Genomic DNA, 18,110 nt, shown 5'->3' with positions numbered 1-18,110 from the left:
GTTCGCCAAAACCGGCCGGGTTCCCGTAAATGCTACAAGGTAAAAAGCAGTATGGGCGTGTCCTTTTGCTGCGCAAGCAGGCCGGGCCCCGAAAGTGTACAGGATCATCGACTTTCGCCTGTACTCCTCGCTGCGCTACGGGGTGCGGGCTCTATTCGGCACGCAAAGCAGCTGCAAGTTCGTAAGTTTTAGGCAAAATCTTATACATGAAACAAACTTTACCAAAAGCTTTTGTACAAATATTTAGCATACTAGCTCATGCAGTTTTGTATATAAGCAGTGCGCTGCATCTGAGCCTTTTGACCAAGAGACTGCTGGCTCTTTGTACTCCTTCTCCTGTTTTCAGGAGGGGGCTGGGGGGAGGTCTACTACTTCTCCCGCTGCTGGTGCAGGCACAACTGCAAGACGATTTCTCGGACGGCGACTTTACCCAAAACCCAACCTGGCGCGGCGACCAGACCAGCTTTATTATCAACGCACAAAACCAACTACAAAGCAATGGGCCAGCTGTAACAGGAACAATACTACAGTTAGTCACGCCCTCGCAGGCCGCGGTAGGCACGACCTGGGAGTTCTGGGCTAACCTGCAGTTCGCTACATCTGCCAGCAATTATACCGATGTTTACCTGATGGCCAGTTCCGAAGACCTGAAAAACACATCTACCAGCGGGTATTATGTGCGCATTGGTGGCACAACAGACGAGGTAAGCCTGTTCCGGAAAGATGCCGGCAAAACACCTATTACAGTTATAAATGGCCCCGACAAAACAGTAGCAACCAGCAATAACGTAGTGCGCGTGCGCGTAAACCGAAGTATAAACCACGAATGGGAACTGCTGTTGGATGCCACCGGCTCCGGCGAAAATTTTGTAAGGCAGGGCATTGCCACCGATGCCGTTTACAAGCGTTCCGCGTTTTTTGGAGTGCTGGCAAGGTATAGTTCGGCAAACAGCAAGAAGTTTTTCTTTGATGATTTTAGAGTTGTAGATACTCAGCCTCCTGCCCTGGAAGATGTGCAAACCCAAAGCCTGCAGGAACTCATGTTATACTTTAACGAGCCACTCCGCACTACCGAAGCCCGAAATGTAGCAAATTATACTTTGAACGGAAATATAAAACCGGCGTTAGCCGAACTTACGCAGGAAGGTACAGCAGTAAGATTGGTGTTCAGCCAAACCTTCCGGAACGGGAATAACATGCTTAGTATTGCTAACCTTGCGGACCTGGCCGGAAGCATACTTGCTGCGCCGCTGGAGGTTAACTTTTCGTTTGTTTTGCCTGCCGTGCTGCCCGGTTACAACGAATTACTCATCACCGAAATTATGGCTGATGAAGACCCGAGTGTTGGGTTACCGCAACAGGAATATGTTGAACTTTATAACCCAACTGATAAGCTGCTTACGCTGCAGGGAATCCGGTTTTCGGATGCTACCACCACTACCACTTTTCCGAATGTGCAACTGGAACCGGGAGAGTATGCCGTTGTGGTACCCAATACTCAGGTTTCGAATTTCAGCCAGTTTGGCAAAGTGATCGGTATTTCGAATTTCCCGGGGCTGAACAATGCCGGCGAATTGCTGCAACTGCGCCAGCCCAATGGCAGACTTATTTATGCAGTAAATTATGCTGATACCTGGTACAAAAATAACAGCAAACGCAGCGGTGGCTGGAGTTTAGAGATGATCGATGTCGGTAACCCGTGCGGCGCAATAGAAAACTGGATAGCTTCCGAAAACCCGAGAGGCGGCACACCGGTGCAACCCAATTCGGTAGCAACTCCCAACCCGGATAATACCCCAGCCATACTTACAGAAGCCATTGCTTTAACCCCGGACCGGATTTTGCTGCGCTTTAACGAGCGGTTGGATAGTTTGCAGGCAGCTCAAGTTGTTAACTATACGATCAGCCCAGGTATAAATGTGCAGCGAGTGCAAGTGCAGGGGCCTTTGTTTACGGAAGTTATACTTCAATTAATAACACCCTTACAGGAACGCCAGGTTTATACTTTAACGGCCAACAAAATTACAGATTGCACCGGCAATTTAAGTCAACAGCAACAAGCCACGTTTGCGCTGCCCTCGGATCCTGAACCCGGCGATGTGGTGATCAACGAAATTTTGTTTAACCCGCGGCCCGGTGGGGTAGATTTTGTTGAGCTCGTGAACCGCAGCGATAAATACATCAACATCCAAAACTGGCAGCTCGCCAACCTCAGCAACGATAGTATTGCTAATTTCCGGACTATTACAATGGCAAATTATGTATTGGCCCCGAAACAATATGTAGTCCTGACCACAAACGCAGCCAATATAAAAGCAAACTACCCGGCAGCACGCCAGGAAACGTTTCTGCAAATGGCCTCGCTGCCCAGCTATCCCGATAGCGAAGGAACGGTTATGGTGCTGCAACCAGACAAGCGCGTAGCAGACCGGTTTAGTTATACTTCTGAGATGCATTTCGGGCTGCTCGATGATGTAAACGGTGTTTCGCTGGAACGGCTACAATTAGGTGCGCCTACTGTATCAAGCAACTTCCACTCGGCGGGCAATGCCGTTTTGGCCACGCCCGGTTACCAGAATTCACAAACGCAGGCAAGCACTCTGGTGCAACGTATCTTCGAAATTACACCCAAAGTTTTCTCCCCTGATAACGATGGCTTCGAAGATTTTGCGACCATTAATTACCGCACTGATAAAACAGGTTTCGTTGCCAATATCACGGTTTTTGATAGCCAGGGACGGAAGGTCAGGAAACTGGCCCGGAACGAGCTGCTGGCTGCCAACGGCTTTTTTAGGTGGGATGGCCTGCATGATGATGGTGCTAAAGCTGGCATTGGGTATTACCTGCTCTACATCGAACTCTTTACCCTGAACGGCGAGAAAAGCGAATTTAAAGAGAAGGTGGTAATAGGCGGCAGGCTGTAGATACTTAAGTCGGCTACACTTTTAACTACTTAAGAGAGTATTAATTTGAATTAGTATTCTCTTATTCATTACATAGAGAAAGATTACTTCATTGAAAAAAAATAAAGGCTGCTCAGTTTAGAGCAGCCTTTATTTTTTTTCAATGAAGTAATCTGATTTTAATTTGTTACTGTAAAATTATCTTTACTAATCATTGTTTGGCCATTTTGCAGGACAGTGATTTTCATCGCTCCTGTAACATTGGATGGGACTACAGCCTTGATTGTTGTATCAGTTATACTAAGGATGTTAGTTGAAACTGTCCCGAATCTTACCACAGTATAAGCATTTGCTGAAAAGCCGGAACCTGTAATAGTGACTACTGAACCTGCCACACCAGAACTTGGCGAAAAGGCCGTGAATGTTGGTGCTAATACAGTAAACTCATCTTTTGCTTCTATTTTGGTATAGTCGTTTTCCACAGAAATTTTTACTGCACCAAGTGTTGCTCCTTGCGGAACAGAAGTTTGAATTGTGCTGGAGGAAGTGCTATAGCCACCTATCCTGACAGATCCGAAGTTGACAATATAATAGGTGTCAGGAAGGAAATTTCCTTTCAGGATAACCTCTCTGCCGATTCCTCCTGAAGTAGGGGAAAAGCTGGTAATAGATGACGCTACAACACTAAACTGTTGTGTGGCTTCTATTACAGTGGGTCCGAAAGCTACCTTTATCTTGTGGTTTCCTTCCTTCAGATTGAATGGAACAAGTACCAGCATCTCACCAGAAGATACATATGATATAGTAGTAGGAATATCTCCTACCGTAACGACAGCCTGATTATAGTTGTAATAGAAGTCGCTTGGGAAATTATCACCGGTAAGAGAGAAGTAGCTTCCAGACAGCCCCGAAGTTGGCGCTATGGAAGTTACAGTATGCGGGATTACCGTAAAATCACCTGGCAGGGTGGTCTTAACACCATCTATTATTACAGATAGAGGTACTTTTTTTGCTCCAATATGATGTGGTACCTGTACCTGTATCCCTGTTGAACTATAACTTGTAATCGGAACATCTACCTCCCCAAAAGAAACTCTAAGATTACTGTAGTAATAATAACCAGGCAGGTTATTTCCTTTAATAGTAATTACGGTGCCTAGTGTAGCAGACTTGGGTGAGAAATCAGTTACTGAAGGGTTTACCTTAAAAGTAGAAGTAACATTGTAGGTTTGTCCTGCCATTTTAAGAACCACACCAACCTGTCTGTAATCATAGTAACTGGAAGATGTGATTCCGGATGGTACTTCGACCACAACTTTAGAAGGGCTAACCTCAATAACTTTACCGGCAACATTAGCAAACAAAACTTCTACTTCAGTTGCATCACTTGTAAAAAAGCTTCCACTGATAGTTATCTTATCACCTGCTTTTCCGGTGTTAGGTACTATAGACTGTATATTTGGCGATGGCAATGTAACGCTGGCTACCTGCCCAAATACAGTTCCTTTTTCATTTGTCAGATACGCTCTGGCATAAAAATTATGATTAGAGGTATAATAGCCGGAAGCAATTTTCAGGTTTTTTACATCTTGCTTATACGTACCTGGTTTTGCATCTTTTCCTAAAGAAAGCCTTGTGCCCATCGTTTCACCAAGTTCCGGCGTTAAGCCATAAACAAAGCCAAAATCCAATACAGGAAATTTACCCGTATGAATAATATTCCCCTCCAGCGTAGCGCTGGAGGGCGAAAGTGCAGTAATCTGCATTGTCTTTATCTCGGGGTGTATTTGTTCATCCTCTTTTTCACAACCTTGTAGCAGCAGAAAAGAAAAGATTATTAATAGGAATGGAGAGCGGAATATGTATAGTTTCATGTAAGTTACAATAACAGAATCCTTAGAATACATAACCAACCCGCACGCCATTCATCAGGCTTGGCCCGAAAGAAAAGGAAGTGTCCTTTACTTCTCTGTTTTCAATAGGGGAGTTATCAGAGTTACTTGTTTTTATTTCCAAATCCTGTAATGTTTTCTGGCTGAAACCAAAATTCACTTCATATCCGAAAAAGAAGTTCTTGGCCATATAAAAATCAAAGCCTGATACGAGGTTAATTCCATATCGGAAAAAACCGCGCTCATCATAACTGTATACCGTGTAAGAAGGATTGTTATAAGGGTAAGAAGTGTTTGCCGGATAGAATGTAGATGTCTGCCAGCCGCCTGTTATAGTTCTAACTGTCTGCCCGTTGGTAATTTCGTTTTCGGAAGTCTTGTTTTCAATAATGAGGTCGGCACCCACATATGGTGAAAGCCTTCTGGTTCCGGCAAAGTGTTTCTCAATACCTAAATTTACACCAAGTGTTGTACTGCTCCGCTCGTTTTTATAGATAGAAGGATTAGTCCCATAAGGGGTTGAATTTTCAGAAAAATCATTAACCCGGTTTCCGTTAAAGCCTAATCGTATAGCTAAATTGGGAGTCGTGAAATACCTGAATTTAAGTTGATTAATAGAGTTGTTTAAGCTTAAAGTACCATTAAAAGGGTTTACATTAAGTTCTGTAGCAACGTGCTTAGCCTGCGCCTTTAAAGCAGTGACAGCAGTTGAATCAGAAGGCAACATCTGCGCATCAGATGTATAAGCAGTACACAGGCAAGCTAAAAAGATAAGTAAGGATGTTTTCATAAATAGTTATAAGGTTAAAGTGGCAAATATATATATTCGTCTATAGTATTACAATGATATTCTATAAGAAAAATTAAATTTATCAAAGTTTGAATACAAGATCGCCTCCAGAGGTAGTAATGAATTAATCCCTCTGGAGGCGAGTATTTGGAAATGGAATGGACACGAACGAAATATAAGCTTTAAAGAATTACAGATCATGTTCTTTCAGCTTCCAAGTATACTATCCTTCAAAATAACAGCTAGTTAGTGTGCCATACTTCGAGTACAATCACTTAACTTGCGCCGCTTTTTTAGCCTGTTTATACTTTTAGCTATACTTTGGAAGTGGAGAATATCCTGTATTTGTGCCTGTTCGCTTTTCTGGCTGGTTTTATTGATGCGGTAGTGGGGGGCGGTGGCCTGATTCAGTTGCCTGCTTTGCTTATTTTTCTGCCGGGTGTGCCGGTCGCTACTGTGTTTGGTACAGGTAAACTGGCCTCCATTGCCGGTACAACTTCAGCGATGGTGCGCTATGTCCGGAATGTTAAAATAAATTACCTGGCCATACTTCCGGCTGCAGCGGCTGCTTTTATCTGTTCGTTTTTAGGCGCGCGCGCCCTCAGCCACCTCGATGCCAGCCTCCTGAAACCGCTTATCCTGGTACTGCTGATTCTGGTAGCCATTTATACGTTTATCCGGAAAGATTTTGGGTCGTTGCATGCGCCTAAGCTATCCGACTCTCAGGAAAAATTATATGGTTTGCTGATTGGAGCTGCCATTGGCTTTTACGACGGTTTTTTCGGTCCCGGAACAGGCAGTTTCCTGATCTTTATCTTTATCGGGATTTTCGGGTTTAACTTCCTGGCAGCTTCGGCGGCGGCTAAAGTAGTGAATGTGGCGACCAATTTATCGGCACTTTTATACTTTGGTTACAAAGGATTTATACTTTATGAAGTAGCTATTCCGATGGCCATCTGCAGCGTTATCGGCTCGCAGTTAGGAACACGTACGGCACTAAAAAAAGGAACAGGTTTTGTCCGGGCCCTTTTTCTGGTGGTGGTAACAGGCATCATTCTTAAGTTTGCCTATGATACCTACGGCACCGGTGGCAGCGATTTTGTGAAGCTAAGCACCGCCATCCAGAATTGGGCTAGTAAATTAGGGTAATTACCTGATCGGTACCTCGCCAGCCGACCAGTACAAGTATGTTTTCGCTTTGGCATATTTTGTTTGTAACTCGTAAAGCTTTACCTGCGCCTCCAGGTGCTTCACCTCCCGGGAGTTGATTAAAAATACTGAGCTTTCACCATTTTCGAAGCGGGTTACCTCGCCATTGCGAAGTATAAGTGCATTGGCTACGAGTTGCTGCTGTAGTTTTATCTGCTCTTCCAGGGTAAGCCAATCGTTGTAAGCGGCCTGTATGGCATTCTCTACCTCGCGGGTTGTTTGTGTTAACTCTAAGAAGTTAGCTTGCCGCTTAGCTTTAGTAAGTTGTAGCTTGCCACGTTCCTCGCGCAGAAACAAAGGCAGACTAAAGCTCATCCCTAACTTATAATTATTGCGGAGGTATTGCTCATTTATTATCTCAGAATTTACATCAAAATCGCGCTGCAATACATTATAATCAATGTTGAGTTTGGGTTTTAGTTTATCTGCGGCAAAGCGTTGCTCCAGTGCCAGCTGGCTTGTCTTTAAGTTTAGTTTGCGGAGCTCGGGGTGGTTATTACGGGCAAATTGCAGTAGCTGGTTTAAGGAATCAGGCTGTAAAGCAACAGGCACATTGGTTGGCGAAGCAGGAATGGTGGTATCCTGCAGCTCTAAGGGCACTTCATTATCGGTCCACAAGTATACTGCTACTTTCAGGCGGCTGTTGGTATTGTTAAGCTGTGCCTGTTGCAATTGCAGCTGGCGTTCCTGCACAGCCATTAGTGCTTCCAGTGTATCAATGGCGGCAAGGTCTCCTTCGCGGGCCCGCATGTTTATACCTTTCAGCCTGATATCAGCTAACGCAAGGGATTCCTGGTATAATTTTACAGTCGCGTGTTGCTCCCACCATTCCCAGTAAGCCTTGGTCGCTTCGAGCAATAGTTTGTTTATAAGCTTTATGCGTTCTACTTCGGCAACATCCTGCAACAGCCGTCCTTGCCGTACGGTAGCTCTGCGTTCATCAATAAACAACCCCTGGCCCAGCGGCACCGAAATACCGGCATAACTCAGACCTTCGGCGGGCATACTGTTTTCGGGGTTGAGATACTCGCCCTGGTTTTTTTCGAAACCGGCTTTTAACACCGGGCCAAACCAAAGCGGCACACGCAGGGTATTATCCCAGGTTGTAAAATACTCTTTGCCGCCAAATTCTTTTCGGTAGAGTTTGCTGCTAAGCTCAGGGTCAAAAGCGCCGCGGGCCATTCGTAATTCCTGCCGGGCTTGCTCTGTAAGCAACTGTGCCTGCGAAGCAACCGGGTGGTGTGCCAGTATGATTTTATGAAACTCCTGTAGTGTAAGTACCTGTGCTGTATCCTGGGCATGCAGCTGCGGCTGCCAGGCCAGCAAAAGTATAAACAAGCTGAAAAAAGTATGGAAATAACGTATCACTTTTGCTCCTCCTGTGGTTTTGCTGCACCTTTTCCTTTCTCTGCCGGGGCCACATAATCTGCTGGGAAGTTATTGAGCTGTCGCCAGATCTCATACCAGATAGGCACGGTTCTTAGCATCGCCCAACCATACACTCCCGAACCAACACGCAAAGCTGAAGGCCACGCAGTGCTGCTCTTATCAGGTATAACCAGCATGCGGTATTTGCCGTTGGTGCCCGTGTTATCGATTACGGCCACTGTGCCGCCAAAAGTACCGAAACTGGTGCCCGGCCATCCTGAAAATACAAGCGCCGGCCATCCTTCAAACTGGAGCCGGACTTTATCGCCGCGCTCTATAAGCGGCAAATCGAGGGCATCAATGTATAACTCGGCGGCCAGTTGCGGGTTGCCGGGCATTATAGTAGCCAGCGCTTCGCCTTCTTTGATCGTTTCGCCGATACCTGCTTTAAGCGTTTGTACGACAAAGCCATCCTGCGGCGCTACGATCTGGTAATACTGGCTGCGGATCTGGGTGCTGCTGTACTCGTTTTCCAGTTTGGCTACTTCGGCTTCGGTGCCATAAATGTAGGAACGGGTAGAACTTAACTCTGCTTCTGCCTTAGCAATTTTATCGGCATATTCTGCACGTAGAGAGCTGAGCTCAGTTTGGGTGTTCTGAAGCTCGGCGCGCGTGGCATCATACTTATTTGTGAGCGATAACAGTTTTGCCTGTGCTTCCTGCAGTTTCAAGCGCCGCTGCTCCAACTCTGTCAGGGATTTCAGGCCTTGTTTGTACAGGTTTTCTTGGCGGGCTAACTGAGATTCGGCAATAGCCAATTCTGTACGCTGAGCCACGACATCTATGCTGTCGCTTTGCAGTTTAAGGCGGGTTTGCTCTATTTTATTGCGTGCTTTCTGCAGGCTGAAACCCAGGCCGGATTGTAATGCTTTTATCTGTTCCTGCATCGCTTCCGCTTTATTCTGTGTGGCCTGTGCCGCTCCTTTCTTGGCATCTACCTGTTCGCCTAAACGGGCCAGAAAATCGGGGTCCATGTACTTTTCCTTGATCTCTGAAATGCTGGCAATGGTATCTCCTTTTTTCACGAAAGCGCCTTCCATCACATGCCAGCGTTCAATGCGGCCTGCAATAGTGGCCTGCAATGTCTGGGGCCTGTCCTCTGGCGAAAGTGCCGTTAGCACCCCCTGCGACCGGATGTTTTGCGTCCAGGGCAGAAACAGGCAAAGAAAAATGACCAGAAATATACCACCGATCCAGTAGGTTACTCTGTGGCCGAAGCGCGGGGTTTGCACCTGCTGCATGATGTCCGGACGGGACGTGCTTATATGTTCGGTTCCTTTTAATTCGGGTGCCATAGGTTAAGCTGTTATATCGGTTAACTCTTGTAAAATGGCAAGGTGCTTTAGTTCTTCGTACGGGCCAAAAGCTACCTGATTGCCGTCTTGTAGCACCAGGGTCTGGGTACACAACTGCATTACTTCCCTGTCGTTGGATACAATAATAATGGTCCAGTCGAATTGCGGGCTTGCAAGCAGCCGGAAGAAATTTATCTTTTCCTTTTTGGTCATGCCTGCCCACAGGTTTTCGATGATGAGGAGTTTCGGGCGCTTCACCAGGCTACGGGCCAGTACTATTTTACGGGCTACGCTGCCTGGCAACCGCATACTGCCGCCGGTCAGGTAAGCGTGCAAGCCATCCGGCAGGGTATGTACAAATTCTGATAAGCCCGTCAGTTCAATGGCCCATAACACATCCTGTATAGGTAAATCGGCGCCAAGCGTTATATTATCCAGCAATGTGCCGTCAAAAACCTGTTCATTCGAAATGTTATCACCAATCAGGCTGCGCAGGTTGCCTTTATGCAGATCGTGCAGCGAAATGCCGTTGTATACCAGGCTGCCTTCATAAGACGGGAATAACCCAAGCATCAGGCTAATGAGTGTGCTTTTGCCCGAGCTATCAAACCCTGATAGACAGATACGATCAGCAGGATTTATAGTAAAGCTAATATCCTGCAAAGCCATTTTTTTAGCGTTTTCAAATTTATAGCTCAGGTTCCTGGCTGTTATACTTAGCCCGCCATTCAAAGCTAATTCGTCCAGGTTGAAGCCGCCTTCTGGTTCAAGAGGTAAATCTGTTACATGCCCTATTTTGTCGAGGCTGGTTAATACATCATATACTGTATCCAATTTGATGATGATCTTTTCGACAGCGGTCATGATAAGGATGATAATGATCTCGGAAGCTACAAACTGCCCGATATTTATTTCCTGCTGCACCACCAGCACACAACCCAGCACCAGCAAGCCGCCTGTGATAAACGTCTTAAACCCTACAAAGCTGAAATACTGCGTCATTAGAATACTGAAATGTTTCTTCCGGACATTCAGGTAGCTTTGTACATAATTATTGGTGCGGTCCATGGGCAGGTTGGTGTGTCCTACCAGCTTAAACGTGCTGAGCGAGCGAGCCATTTCCTGGAGCCAGGCAACCAGTTTATACTTGTAAGTAGACTCTTTTATACTTGTCTCGATGCCTTTGCCGCCTGTCAGCCAGATAATAAGCCCTAGCGTCAGGATTAAAATAAAACCGAAAACGATGAAGTATGGATGATAAAAAGAAAGCAGGATCAACCCGAAAACGATCTGTATGACTGCCGTCGAAAAGTCTATCAGAATTTTAGCAAGGCCCTTTTGCACCGTAACAACATCAAAAAAGCGGTTCATCAGCTCGGGAGGATAGTGCTTGCGCAGCGCTTCGGGTTGCAGGCGTGGTACACGGTACGCAAAATCGGAAGCGGTGCGCGCAAACAGGCGTTGCTGCATATACTCCACTAGCCAAAGTTGCATTACCTGCAGGCCTCCCACTATTAAAAGCGCCAGCACGATCAGGCTGATCAGTACTACAACCGATACCGTTACCTGCCCGCTGGATACAAACCCGATGATGCTCTGGATACCCAACGGAAGCACCAAACTGATGATTCCGGCCGCAATTGCGTAAACATACAGGTACACAATCTCGCGCCGCTCCAACGACAGTAATTGCAGGAAGCGTTGTACAGGCGTGGCCTTCTTATCTGATTTATTACCCATTCTGCTCAGGATTAGCGTGTTTTTTACTATCAACTACAGCAAATACGATATGTTTGAGAAAATCTGCTGTCTCGTTATAACGGTCTGCTTTAACATCGGTAAGGGAAGGCAGGTGCTGTGCATAAAATAATTGCTGATGCGCTGCCTCCAGCATCGTACTTACAAGCGCGTGCGGGTAGGAGTAAGCAGGGTTTATTTCCAGTATAAGCAGCGCCAGCGAGTGGCAGAAATGTTTCAGCTCTAAAAAATAGCCTGCTTTGTTTTCGGCATCTACTTCCTTGGTGTGGTGTACCTTGGCAGATTCGGCTACCACTACCCGGTGCAGCACACGCTCATCTATGTATACGATGGTTGGATCATCGTTTTGGCCTGCTTTCACAATTACCTCAATGGCGCGGCTCATGCGTTCGCGCGGGTCTGGTATATTATGTGTCTGAAACGTGACAAGATAATCCAGCCATGCCCAGTACCACGATACCAGATAGGCCAGCAGTTTGTGCTTGTTCTCAAAATACCGGTATACAGATGCTTCCGTGGAGCCTATGGCAGCGGCCAGTTTCCTGAATGTAAAATCCTCAAAACCCAGTTCATCCAGCAGGTTTATACTTTGGGCAATAATGGTTTTACCTAGTTCTGTACTCTCCGGATCGCGCAGGTAAGACTGGTGTTTAAGGCTGATGTGGATATTGGCGGCCATTGGTCTGGTTACTAAATAAAATTACGAAAGGGTTTAAGCTGCGTTTTACTCTGGAAGTATAGTTAGTAATGCAATAATACTTAAACTTTCTTGAATAATAGTATTGCTATCATACAAAGAAGTATAGTGTTTAGTTTAAATTTTTTTGATTATTTTAAAAGTATAGAGCAGGCAGCTGGTATAACAGCAGTATGAAAGCCCTACCAGGTCCTTTTAATAATCTAACAATTCAACAATCAACAATTAGCTTTACCTTTGTGGCCTACTGTTGCCGTAAAACACAGGCAGCCACCAAGTATAAACACCAGCACCATGAAGTTTGAAGATTACCGCATCTCCGACGAAATAAAGAAAAGCCTGCATAAGCTCGATTTCAGAAAGCCTACGGATATTCAATATAAAGCCATCCCACCGATCCTTAAAGGAGAGGACGTACTAGCCATTGCCCAAACAGGTACAGGCAAGACAGCCGCTTTTGCTATTCCGGTTTTAGATAAGCTGCAGTACATTAAATTCAAGCGTCATAACGCCGGCATTAAGTGCGTGGTTATGGTGCCCACACGCGAACTTGCCGTACAGATAACCGAGGTTTTTAAAGAGATTGGCCGCTATACCAACGTCGAGACCTTCTGCGTTTTCGGAGGAGTGGAGCAAGGGCCGCAGATTGCTAAACTCGAAGCTGGAATTGATATACTGGTAGCTACACCAGGCCGTTTATTCGACCTTACCAGTCAGGGCTATATTGATTTGAGTACTGTTGAAGTATTGGTACTGGATGAGGCGGACCACATGCTGGACCTCGGTTTTATACATGATATCAAGCAGCTGATCACAAAGCTACCGCGCCAGCGGCAGACCTTGTTTTTCTCGGCTACCATTAACGAAAAGATCAAAGACCTGGCCTATTCGCTTGTAAACAAGCCGGTTCGCATCCAGATCTCGCCAAAAGACCCTGTTGCTAAAAACGTAGACCACTCGGTGATGTATGTAAGCATGGATGACAAGCGCTTTTTCCTGGAGCGTGTGGTAAAAGAGAACCCGGATAAGAAAATACTGGCTTTTGTGCGCACCAAAGTGCGGGCAGAGCGTGTGGTAGCTGCTATGGAGCGCGTAGAAATAGAAGCGGTAAGTATGCACGGCGGCAAAGACCAGAAAGACCGTAACGTAGCCATGGATAGGTTTCGGAGAGGTGATGTTAAATTGCTGATTGCTACCGATGTAAGTGCGCGTGGTATTGATATTTCGGGCGTGGAGTATGTGGTGAATTACGACCTGCCAGAACAGCCCGAAAATTATGTACACCGTGTGGGCCGTACCGGTCGCGGGAATGAGAAAGGAATTGCTGTTTCGTTCTGTGCCCCTGAAGAAAAACCAATATTACAGGAGATTCAAACCTATCTGACGAAAGAAATTAAAGTGCTGGAAGTTGATAAAGAGGATTACGAGGCCACCATCGATTTCAGCGCCGCCGCTACCTATGACTGGAAAACCCTGATGAAAGAAGCCGAACAGCAGGAGGAACAGGATAAAGCGATGAAAAGCAAGAAGGCAAAGCAGAAAGCGAAGAAAAAGAAGAAGTAGGTTGGGGTTTTTGCTGGCGTGTTAAGGATTTGAATATGAGAGTATATATTTTTTTGCTAGCGTGACTGGCTGCTTTGGTTAGTTAGGAAGGTCCTATTGTATAGCTGGCTTTTTCGCTCCAAGTCCGCTGGGACTCGTTCTCGGGCATCGCGCTGTTTACTTGAAGCTGTCCTCGCTCCGCTGCGGACTGCCACTCACGTGGCACCGCAACAATTAAAAGGCGCTCAACCCAAGAACTGGGATAATTTTTTTTCTTCGATCAGCCGATTTATACTTTACAGAAAGTATAAAGTATACTTCTGTTCAAAGCAGGTGGCTTTGGTTGAGCTAACTCCCCTCCTTTTTTCAAGGAGGGGTGCCGCAGGCGGGGTGGTTAAACTCATCAAACAAAAAAGTATGGCCCAGCGGACTTGGAGCGGAAAAGCGAACTATACAACAAAAAACTTACAATCAAGAATACGGAAGCTACGCCAGCAAAGTATAAGCTCATCCTACGCCTTTACCTTCTGTAACAAACTCTCAATCCAGAAAATAAGAGCCAGAGCAACAAGGTTAACACCAATTAGCTTCTGGCCGGTATCGGTATTAAAGTAAACCTCAAACGACGAAATTGCTAACCTGAATTTAAAGGTCCAGGAGCCAACCAGGTCTAAACCAAGGCCGATGCGCACGCCGGCTACATACAAAAAGCCGTACGACCCGAAGGCAAAATACACGACCTGCAGCAATTGGTTTACCAATGAAAGTATAAGCCCGCGGCGGGCGTTCCGGAAAAGCATGCGGCCGCAAAGTATAGAAAACACAAATAGTGCCGTTCCGAACAAGCTAATACGAAGCGTTTGAATGGTAACAGGCACGCTGCCACTAAACAGTACCCATACAAGCAAGCCAATTCCTAAAATACCACCTGCTACCTGGTAAATTGCCAGCGCCTTCAGTTGATTTTTGATTTTGTTCTCCAAAGTATAAAGAGTAGGTAAAACACAGCAAAAGTAGGTAATTTATACGTTAGAAAATGCTGTCTTCGTCTTCATCCAATACAGGTTCAGGCAAGCGCGTCAGCAGCACTTTGTCTATTCGGCTGCCATCCAGGTCAATCACTTCCAGTTCAAAATTTTCGATGGTGAGCTTAGTACCGATCCGGGGGATGTTGGATAGCTCGTAAAGTATAAATCCGGCCAGGGTGGCATAGCGTTCGGGTATATCCGGAATAAGGTTGGTATTCAGGGCCTGGTTAAGGTGGCGGATAATAACAGCGCCGTTTACAAGATAAGAGCCGTCTTCGCGCTCAAAAACATCCGGTTCCATCGATTCATCAACATCCGGCAGGTCGCCTACGATGGCCTCCATAATGTCGTGCAGCGTTAAAATACCTTCTACCGTACCAAACTCGTTCACAACAAAGGCCATATACTTACGCTTCTTCTGGAAAACTTTCAGCGTACTCATGACCAGCATGTGCTCCGATAAAAAAATAGGCTTACTCAGTATACTTTTGAGCGGTGTACCTTCCGGGCACTGGTAATAATCTTTTACCGACAGCACGCCAATAACCTTATCAATATCGCCTTCGCACACCGGGAAGCGGGTATGTGCACTCGAGGTGATTACTTCGCGGATTTTTTCCTGGGGCCAGGTTACATCCAGCCATTCTACTTCGGTGCGGTAAGTCATCAGACTGCGGTTGCGCAGGTCGTAGAGGTAAAAAAGGTTGTCGTGCAGGCGTTCTTCCTCAGCTTCCAGCACGCCTTCTTTTCCGGCTACTTTTATCAAATGGCGCAGTTCGTCTTCTGTTAGCGACGCCCCATCAGCATCTTTTTTAAAACCGAAAATCCGTAATAATAAGCTCGTAGAGCCCGAGAGAAGTTTAACCAGCGGAAACGTAACGGCTGTAAAAATTCTGATAACCGGCGCTACACTCAGGGCTATACTTTCCGGGTTTTTCATGGCGATGGTTTTAGGGATAAGCTCGCCAATAACAATGGTAAAATACGTAATCAGGCCGATGATAATTGTGATCGCAATCTGGGAAGCGTACCGGGCCAGTGGTTCGATGGAGGCAATATACGGGGTCAGGTCATCGGACAAAGCCGCCCCGCCATAGGCACCTGCCACAATCCCGATCAGGGTAATGCCCACCTGCACCGATGAAAGGAAATTTTCGGGGTTATTGAGGAGTTTTAAAACGGTTTTTGCCTTTTTGCTTCCTTCAGAAGCGAGTTGCTCGATGCGGCTTTTTTTAACTGATACAAGCGCAATTTCGGAGAGCGCAAAAAATCCGTTTAAAAGTGTAAGTATAAAAATTACGAGTATTTCCATGGTTGGCTGTTGCAGCAAAGCCTGAATTACAGGCCTGTTTTAGCAATACGTTTAAAGCAGAATTTAGCTGTTCTGCAATTACTATAGAATTAAGCACTTTTCACAACGTGATGCGCTGCAAAGTATAACTTAGAACTGTATCCAGATAAATTGATAGGCTAACAAAGTATAAGCAAAGGGGTTACAGGTTGGAGGTGTCCTTTTAAAGTATAAAATGCCAGACCGATATTATTTAATAGGCTCAGTTACTTTCACGAAAGTTTTCCGGATGCTGTTTTGCTCATCACTAAGCACGACATGGTACAACCCGGCCGGAAGGTCTGCTATCTGAAGTATGGCTTGGCCTTGCCGTAAAAGTATAAGCTGCTTTACAGTTCGGCCGGTGGTGTCGTAAATGCGGGCTTCCAGAGGCGAAAATGGTACGTCTGCAAAGTATAGCTTATCGAAAGCAGGGTTGGGGTACAGCGTTATTTTATCAGATGGCAGTTCGTTGGGCAAGCCAAGCGGTACACCAAGTTGGATGAGCGACGAGTTGGTGTTCAGTACCCAATTGTCAGGGTCAAGGGTCATGGCTTGTACCTGTCGTTTTGTTTTGATGCTATATTTTTCTTCCGGCAGGTTTTGCGTTACACGGATGGTGGTATCGCCGGAAGCGGTGGTAAGACGGTATTCCATATCCGTTTTAAAGAAGGGTGTAGCGCCGCTTCCTTTTTGTTTTGAGGTGATATGTAGCTGGCCATCTTTTTGTTCCCATTCCACCTCAAAATCCGGATAGCCTTCGCCATTGTACCACTGCTCGAAAAAGTAATCCAGTTCCAGTCCGGTAGTTTCTTCAAAAGCCTGTTTCAGGTCTGATGTGGTAGCCGTTTTGCCACTATACTTTTGCTGATAGTTCTGGAGGGCTTTAAAGTATAAAACATCGTTATTTACCGTAAACCGCAGCATGTGCGCAACAGCGGCTCCTTTCTTATAAGTTAAACGGTAATCGAAAATGCGGCCTACGTTGGTTGTGTCGGGTACACGCAATGTTCCATTCAAGCGACTCAAAACATTGTTGTGGGCATTCTGCATCCATTGTGTGGCCTGCTGAGGTGATTGCAGTTTGTGCAAGGCCAGGTATTCGGCGTAAGAAGCAAAGCCTTCGTTCAGCCAGATATCTTCCCAAGATGCGCAGGTTACATTATCGCCAAACCACTGGTGTGCCAGTTCGTGCGCCGTAAGCGTAAAATCGAAGGTGCTTTGGGTGGTCATGGTCTGGTGTTCCATGCCGCCGCCAATGGGAGCCATGCTGTGGCCATACTTTTCTTTAGCGAAAGGGTAAAGCGTAAAGATCTCAGAAAAATACTCCACCATTGGTGCTACAGCGTCCAGTTGCGGTTTAAAATAATTGGCTGCGCCTCCTTTGTATACATAATTCACGATCGGAATAGGTTTTGGAGCGCCGGCTGGTTGTGCAAAGGTGGTGTACTCTTCGTAATCAGAAACAGCAACCGAGATCAGGTAATAAGCAATTGGGTAACCGGATTTCCATTCGTGGCGGCGTTTGCCGTTTGGTAAGGTAACTACCTGCTTCAGTAACCCATTAGATCCTACTTTATTTTCCGGGCTGGTGGTAACAAACACATGCACCGAATCTGCTTTATCGGTTAACACTTGTTTGGTGGGCCACCACTCGTAGGCTGCATAAGGCTCACTCAGGCTCCAGGTTACCTGGTTTTTCCAGGTGCCTTCGGTAGCTGTATTAAATCCATTCCCAATAGCTGCGCTGTTTCCGGATGGGGCAGTACCTTTATACTTGATCACAGTGCTTACTTTTCCAAGTGTGGCAATAGCGGAGGTTAACTGCACTGTAACGTCGCTGCCTGTGCGGTTTATACTTGGTTGCGGTACGCCGTTTACTGTTATACTTTCAATTACAAAATCAGAAGCAAGCTCGAACCCGAAAGCTGTTAACGGTGCTGCTTTTACGTTAGCCTCTATGGTTACGCTTCCTTCTATGTAAGTAGTGTTGCGCTCCAGGTTAAGATCCAGCTTGTAAAACGTGACGTCATACTGGTCCATCAGGTGCTTATGCTCAGGGCTGGCAACTGCCAGGCGGTGTGTATTTATCCTGCTCACCTGCTGAGGTTGCGCTGCTGATAACACAGGAAACATGAAGTATATCAGGTAGATAAGTAACTTAAATTGCGCCATAAAATTCTTTGTGTTGTAGGTAATAATTGTACTGATTTTTAACAATTACTTATTGAAGTAATA

12 protein-coding genes are annotated in these 18,110 nt (G+C 46.0%); 3 read left to right on the top strand and 9 right to left on the bottom strand.

The window, feature by feature from the left end; all coding sequences use genetic code 11:
• Nucleotides 1–299 precede the first annotated feature (299 nt).
• Nucleotides 300–2,924, top strand: coding sequence for a lamin tail domain-containing protein (locus DP923_RS02450; protein WP_239020907.1), 2,625 nt, complete (start codon nt 300–302; stop codon nt 2,922–2,924).
• 158 nt (nt 2,925–3,082) lie between these two features.
• Here DP923_RS02450 and DP923_RS02445 read toward each other — a convergent pair whose 3' ends face one another.
• Both DP923_RS02445 and DP923_RS02440 read right to left on the bottom strand, forming a co-directional pair.
• Complete coding sequence (locus DP923_RS02445; RefSeq protein ID WP_165838133.1) at nt 3,083–4,777, bottom strand: IPT/TIG domain-containing protein; 1,695 nt, start codon at nt 4,775–4,777, stop codon at nt 3,083–3,085.
• Nucleotides 4,778–4,799: 22 nt separating this feature from the next.
• On the bottom strand, nt 4,800–5,585 hold the full coding sequence (locus tag DP923_RS02440; protein WP_112304009.1) for a hypothetical protein: 786 nt from the start codon (nt 5,583–5,585) through the stop codon (nt 4,800–4,802).
• A gap of 327 nt (nt 5,586–5,912) precedes the next feature.
• On the opposite strand from DP923_RS02440, the gene DP923_RS02435 reads away from it, so the two are divergent.
• Nucleotides 5,913–6,734 (top strand): sulfite exporter TauE/SafE family protein, encoded by an 822-nt coding sequence (locus DP923_RS02435; RefSeq protein WP_112304775.1) that lies wholly within the window; start codon nt 5,913–5,915, stop codon nt 6,732–6,734.
• Here DP923_RS02435 and DP923_RS02430 read toward each other — a convergent pair whose 3' ends face one another.
• From DP923_RS02430 to DP923_RS02415, 4 genes are read right to left on the bottom strand one after another with little or no spacing between them, the layout of a single operon-like run.
• Entirely contained in the window at nt 6,735–8,162 is a 1,428-nt protein-coding gene (locus DP923_RS02430) for a TolC family protein (protein WP_112304006.1), read from the bottom strand.
• Nucleotides 8,159–9,517: an HlyD family secretion protein gene (locus tag DP923_RS02425; RefSeq protein WP_112304005.1), complete on the bottom strand. Its 1,359-nt coding sequence runs from the start codon at nt 9,515–9,517 to the stop codon at nt 8,159–8,161. Before DP923_RS02425 ends, DP923_RS02430 begins: the two co-directional genes overlap by 4 nt.
• A gap of 3 nt (nt 9,518–9,520) precedes the next feature.
• Nucleotides 9,521–11,257: a peptidase domain-containing ABC transporter gene (locus DP923_RS02420; protein ID WP_112304002.1), complete on the bottom strand. Its 1,737-nt coding sequence runs from the start codon at nt 11,255–11,257 to the stop codon at nt 9,521–9,523.
• Nucleotides 11,250–11,954, bottom strand: a complete 705-nt coding sequence (locus DP923_RS02415) for a TetR/AcrR family transcriptional regulator (RefSeq protein ID WP_112304000.1) — start codon at nt 11,952–11,954, stop codon at nt 11,250–11,252. Before DP923_RS02415 ends, DP923_RS02420 begins: the two co-directional genes overlap by 8 nt.
• Nucleotides 11,955–12,266: 312 nt before the next feature.
• Here DP923_RS02415 and DP923_RS02410 point away from each other — a divergent pair, with 312 nt between their 5' ends.
• Entirely contained in the window at nt 12,267–13,535 is a 1,269-nt protein-coding gene (locus DP923_RS02410) for a DEAD/DEAH box helicase (RefSeq protein ID WP_112303998.1), read from the top strand.
• 491 nt (nt 13,536–14,026) lie between these two features.
• Here DP923_RS02410 and DP923_RS02405 read toward each other — a convergent pair whose 3' ends face one another.
• The 3 genes from DP923_RS02405 to DP923_RS02395 all read right to left on the bottom strand — a co-directional run bounded on the left by DP923_RS02405 (nt 14,027) and on the right by DP923_RS02395 (nt 18,047).
• Nucleotides 14,027–14,497, bottom strand: a complete 471-nt coding sequence (locus DP923_RS02405) for a hypothetical protein (RefSeq protein WP_112303996.1) — start codon at nt 14,495–14,497, stop codon at nt 14,027–14,029.
• Between the two features lie 46 nt (nt 14,498–14,543).
• On the bottom strand, nt 14,544–15,854 hold the full coding sequence (locus DP923_RS02400) for a hemolysin family protein (RefSeq protein ID WP_112304774.1): 1,311 nt from the start codon (nt 15,852–15,854) through the stop codon (nt 14,544–14,546).
• Nucleotides 15,855–16,082: 228 nt separating this feature from the next.
• The gene (locus DP923_RS02395) at nt 16,083–18,047 is read right to left on the bottom strand and encodes a M1 family aminopeptidase (protein WP_125047615.1); all 1,965 of its coding nucleotides are present in this window, start codon (nt 18,045–18,047) and stop codon (nt 16,083–16,085) included.
• Between the last annotated feature and the right edge of the window lie 63 nt (nt 18,048–18,110).

The sequence above is a fragment of the Pontibacter arcticus genome, from assembly GCF_003284895.1.
Classification (GTDB): Bacteria; Bacteroidota; Bacteroidia; order Cytophagales; family Hymenobacteraceae; genus Pontibacter; species Pontibacter arcticus.
The sequence above is the reverse complement of the archived record's forward strand: the minus strand, read 5'-3'. Positions and strand labels throughout refer to the sequence as shown.

Excerpts from the sequence above, each read along its gene's own strand:
- DP923_RS02395 (WP_125047615.1), bottom strand. The coding sequence starts at position 18,047 with ATGGCGCAATTTAAGTTACTTATCTACCTGATATACTTCATGTTTCCT.
- DP923_RS02440 (WP_112304009.1), bottom strand. The coding sequence starts at position 5,585 with ATGAAAACATCCTTACTTATCTTTTTAGCTTGCCTGTGTACTGCTTAT.
- DP923_RS02415 (WP_112304000.1), bottom strand. The coding sequence starts at position 11,954 with ATGGCCGCCAATATCCACATCAGCCTTAAACACCAGTCTTACCTGCGC.
- DP923_RS02425 (WP_112304005.1), bottom strand. The coding sequence starts at position 9,517 with ATGGCACCCGAATTAAAAGGAACCGAACATATAAGCACGTCCCGTCCG.
- DP923_RS02420 (WP_112304002.1), bottom strand. The coding sequence starts at position 11,257 with ATGGGTAATAAATCAGATAAGAAGGCCACGCCTGTACAACGCTTCCTG.
- DP923_RS02400 (WP_112304774.1), bottom strand. The coding sequence starts at position 15,854 with ATGGAAATACTCGTAATTTTTATACTTACACTTTTAAACGGATTTTTT.
- DP923_RS02410 (WP_112303998.1), top strand. The coding sequence starts at position 12,267 with ATGAAGTTTGAAGATTACCGCATCTCCGACGAAATAAAGAAAAGCCTG.
- DP923_RS02445 (WP_165838133.1), bottom strand. The coding sequence starts at position 4,777 with ATGAAACTATACATATTCCGCTCTCCATTCCTATTAATAATCTTTTCT.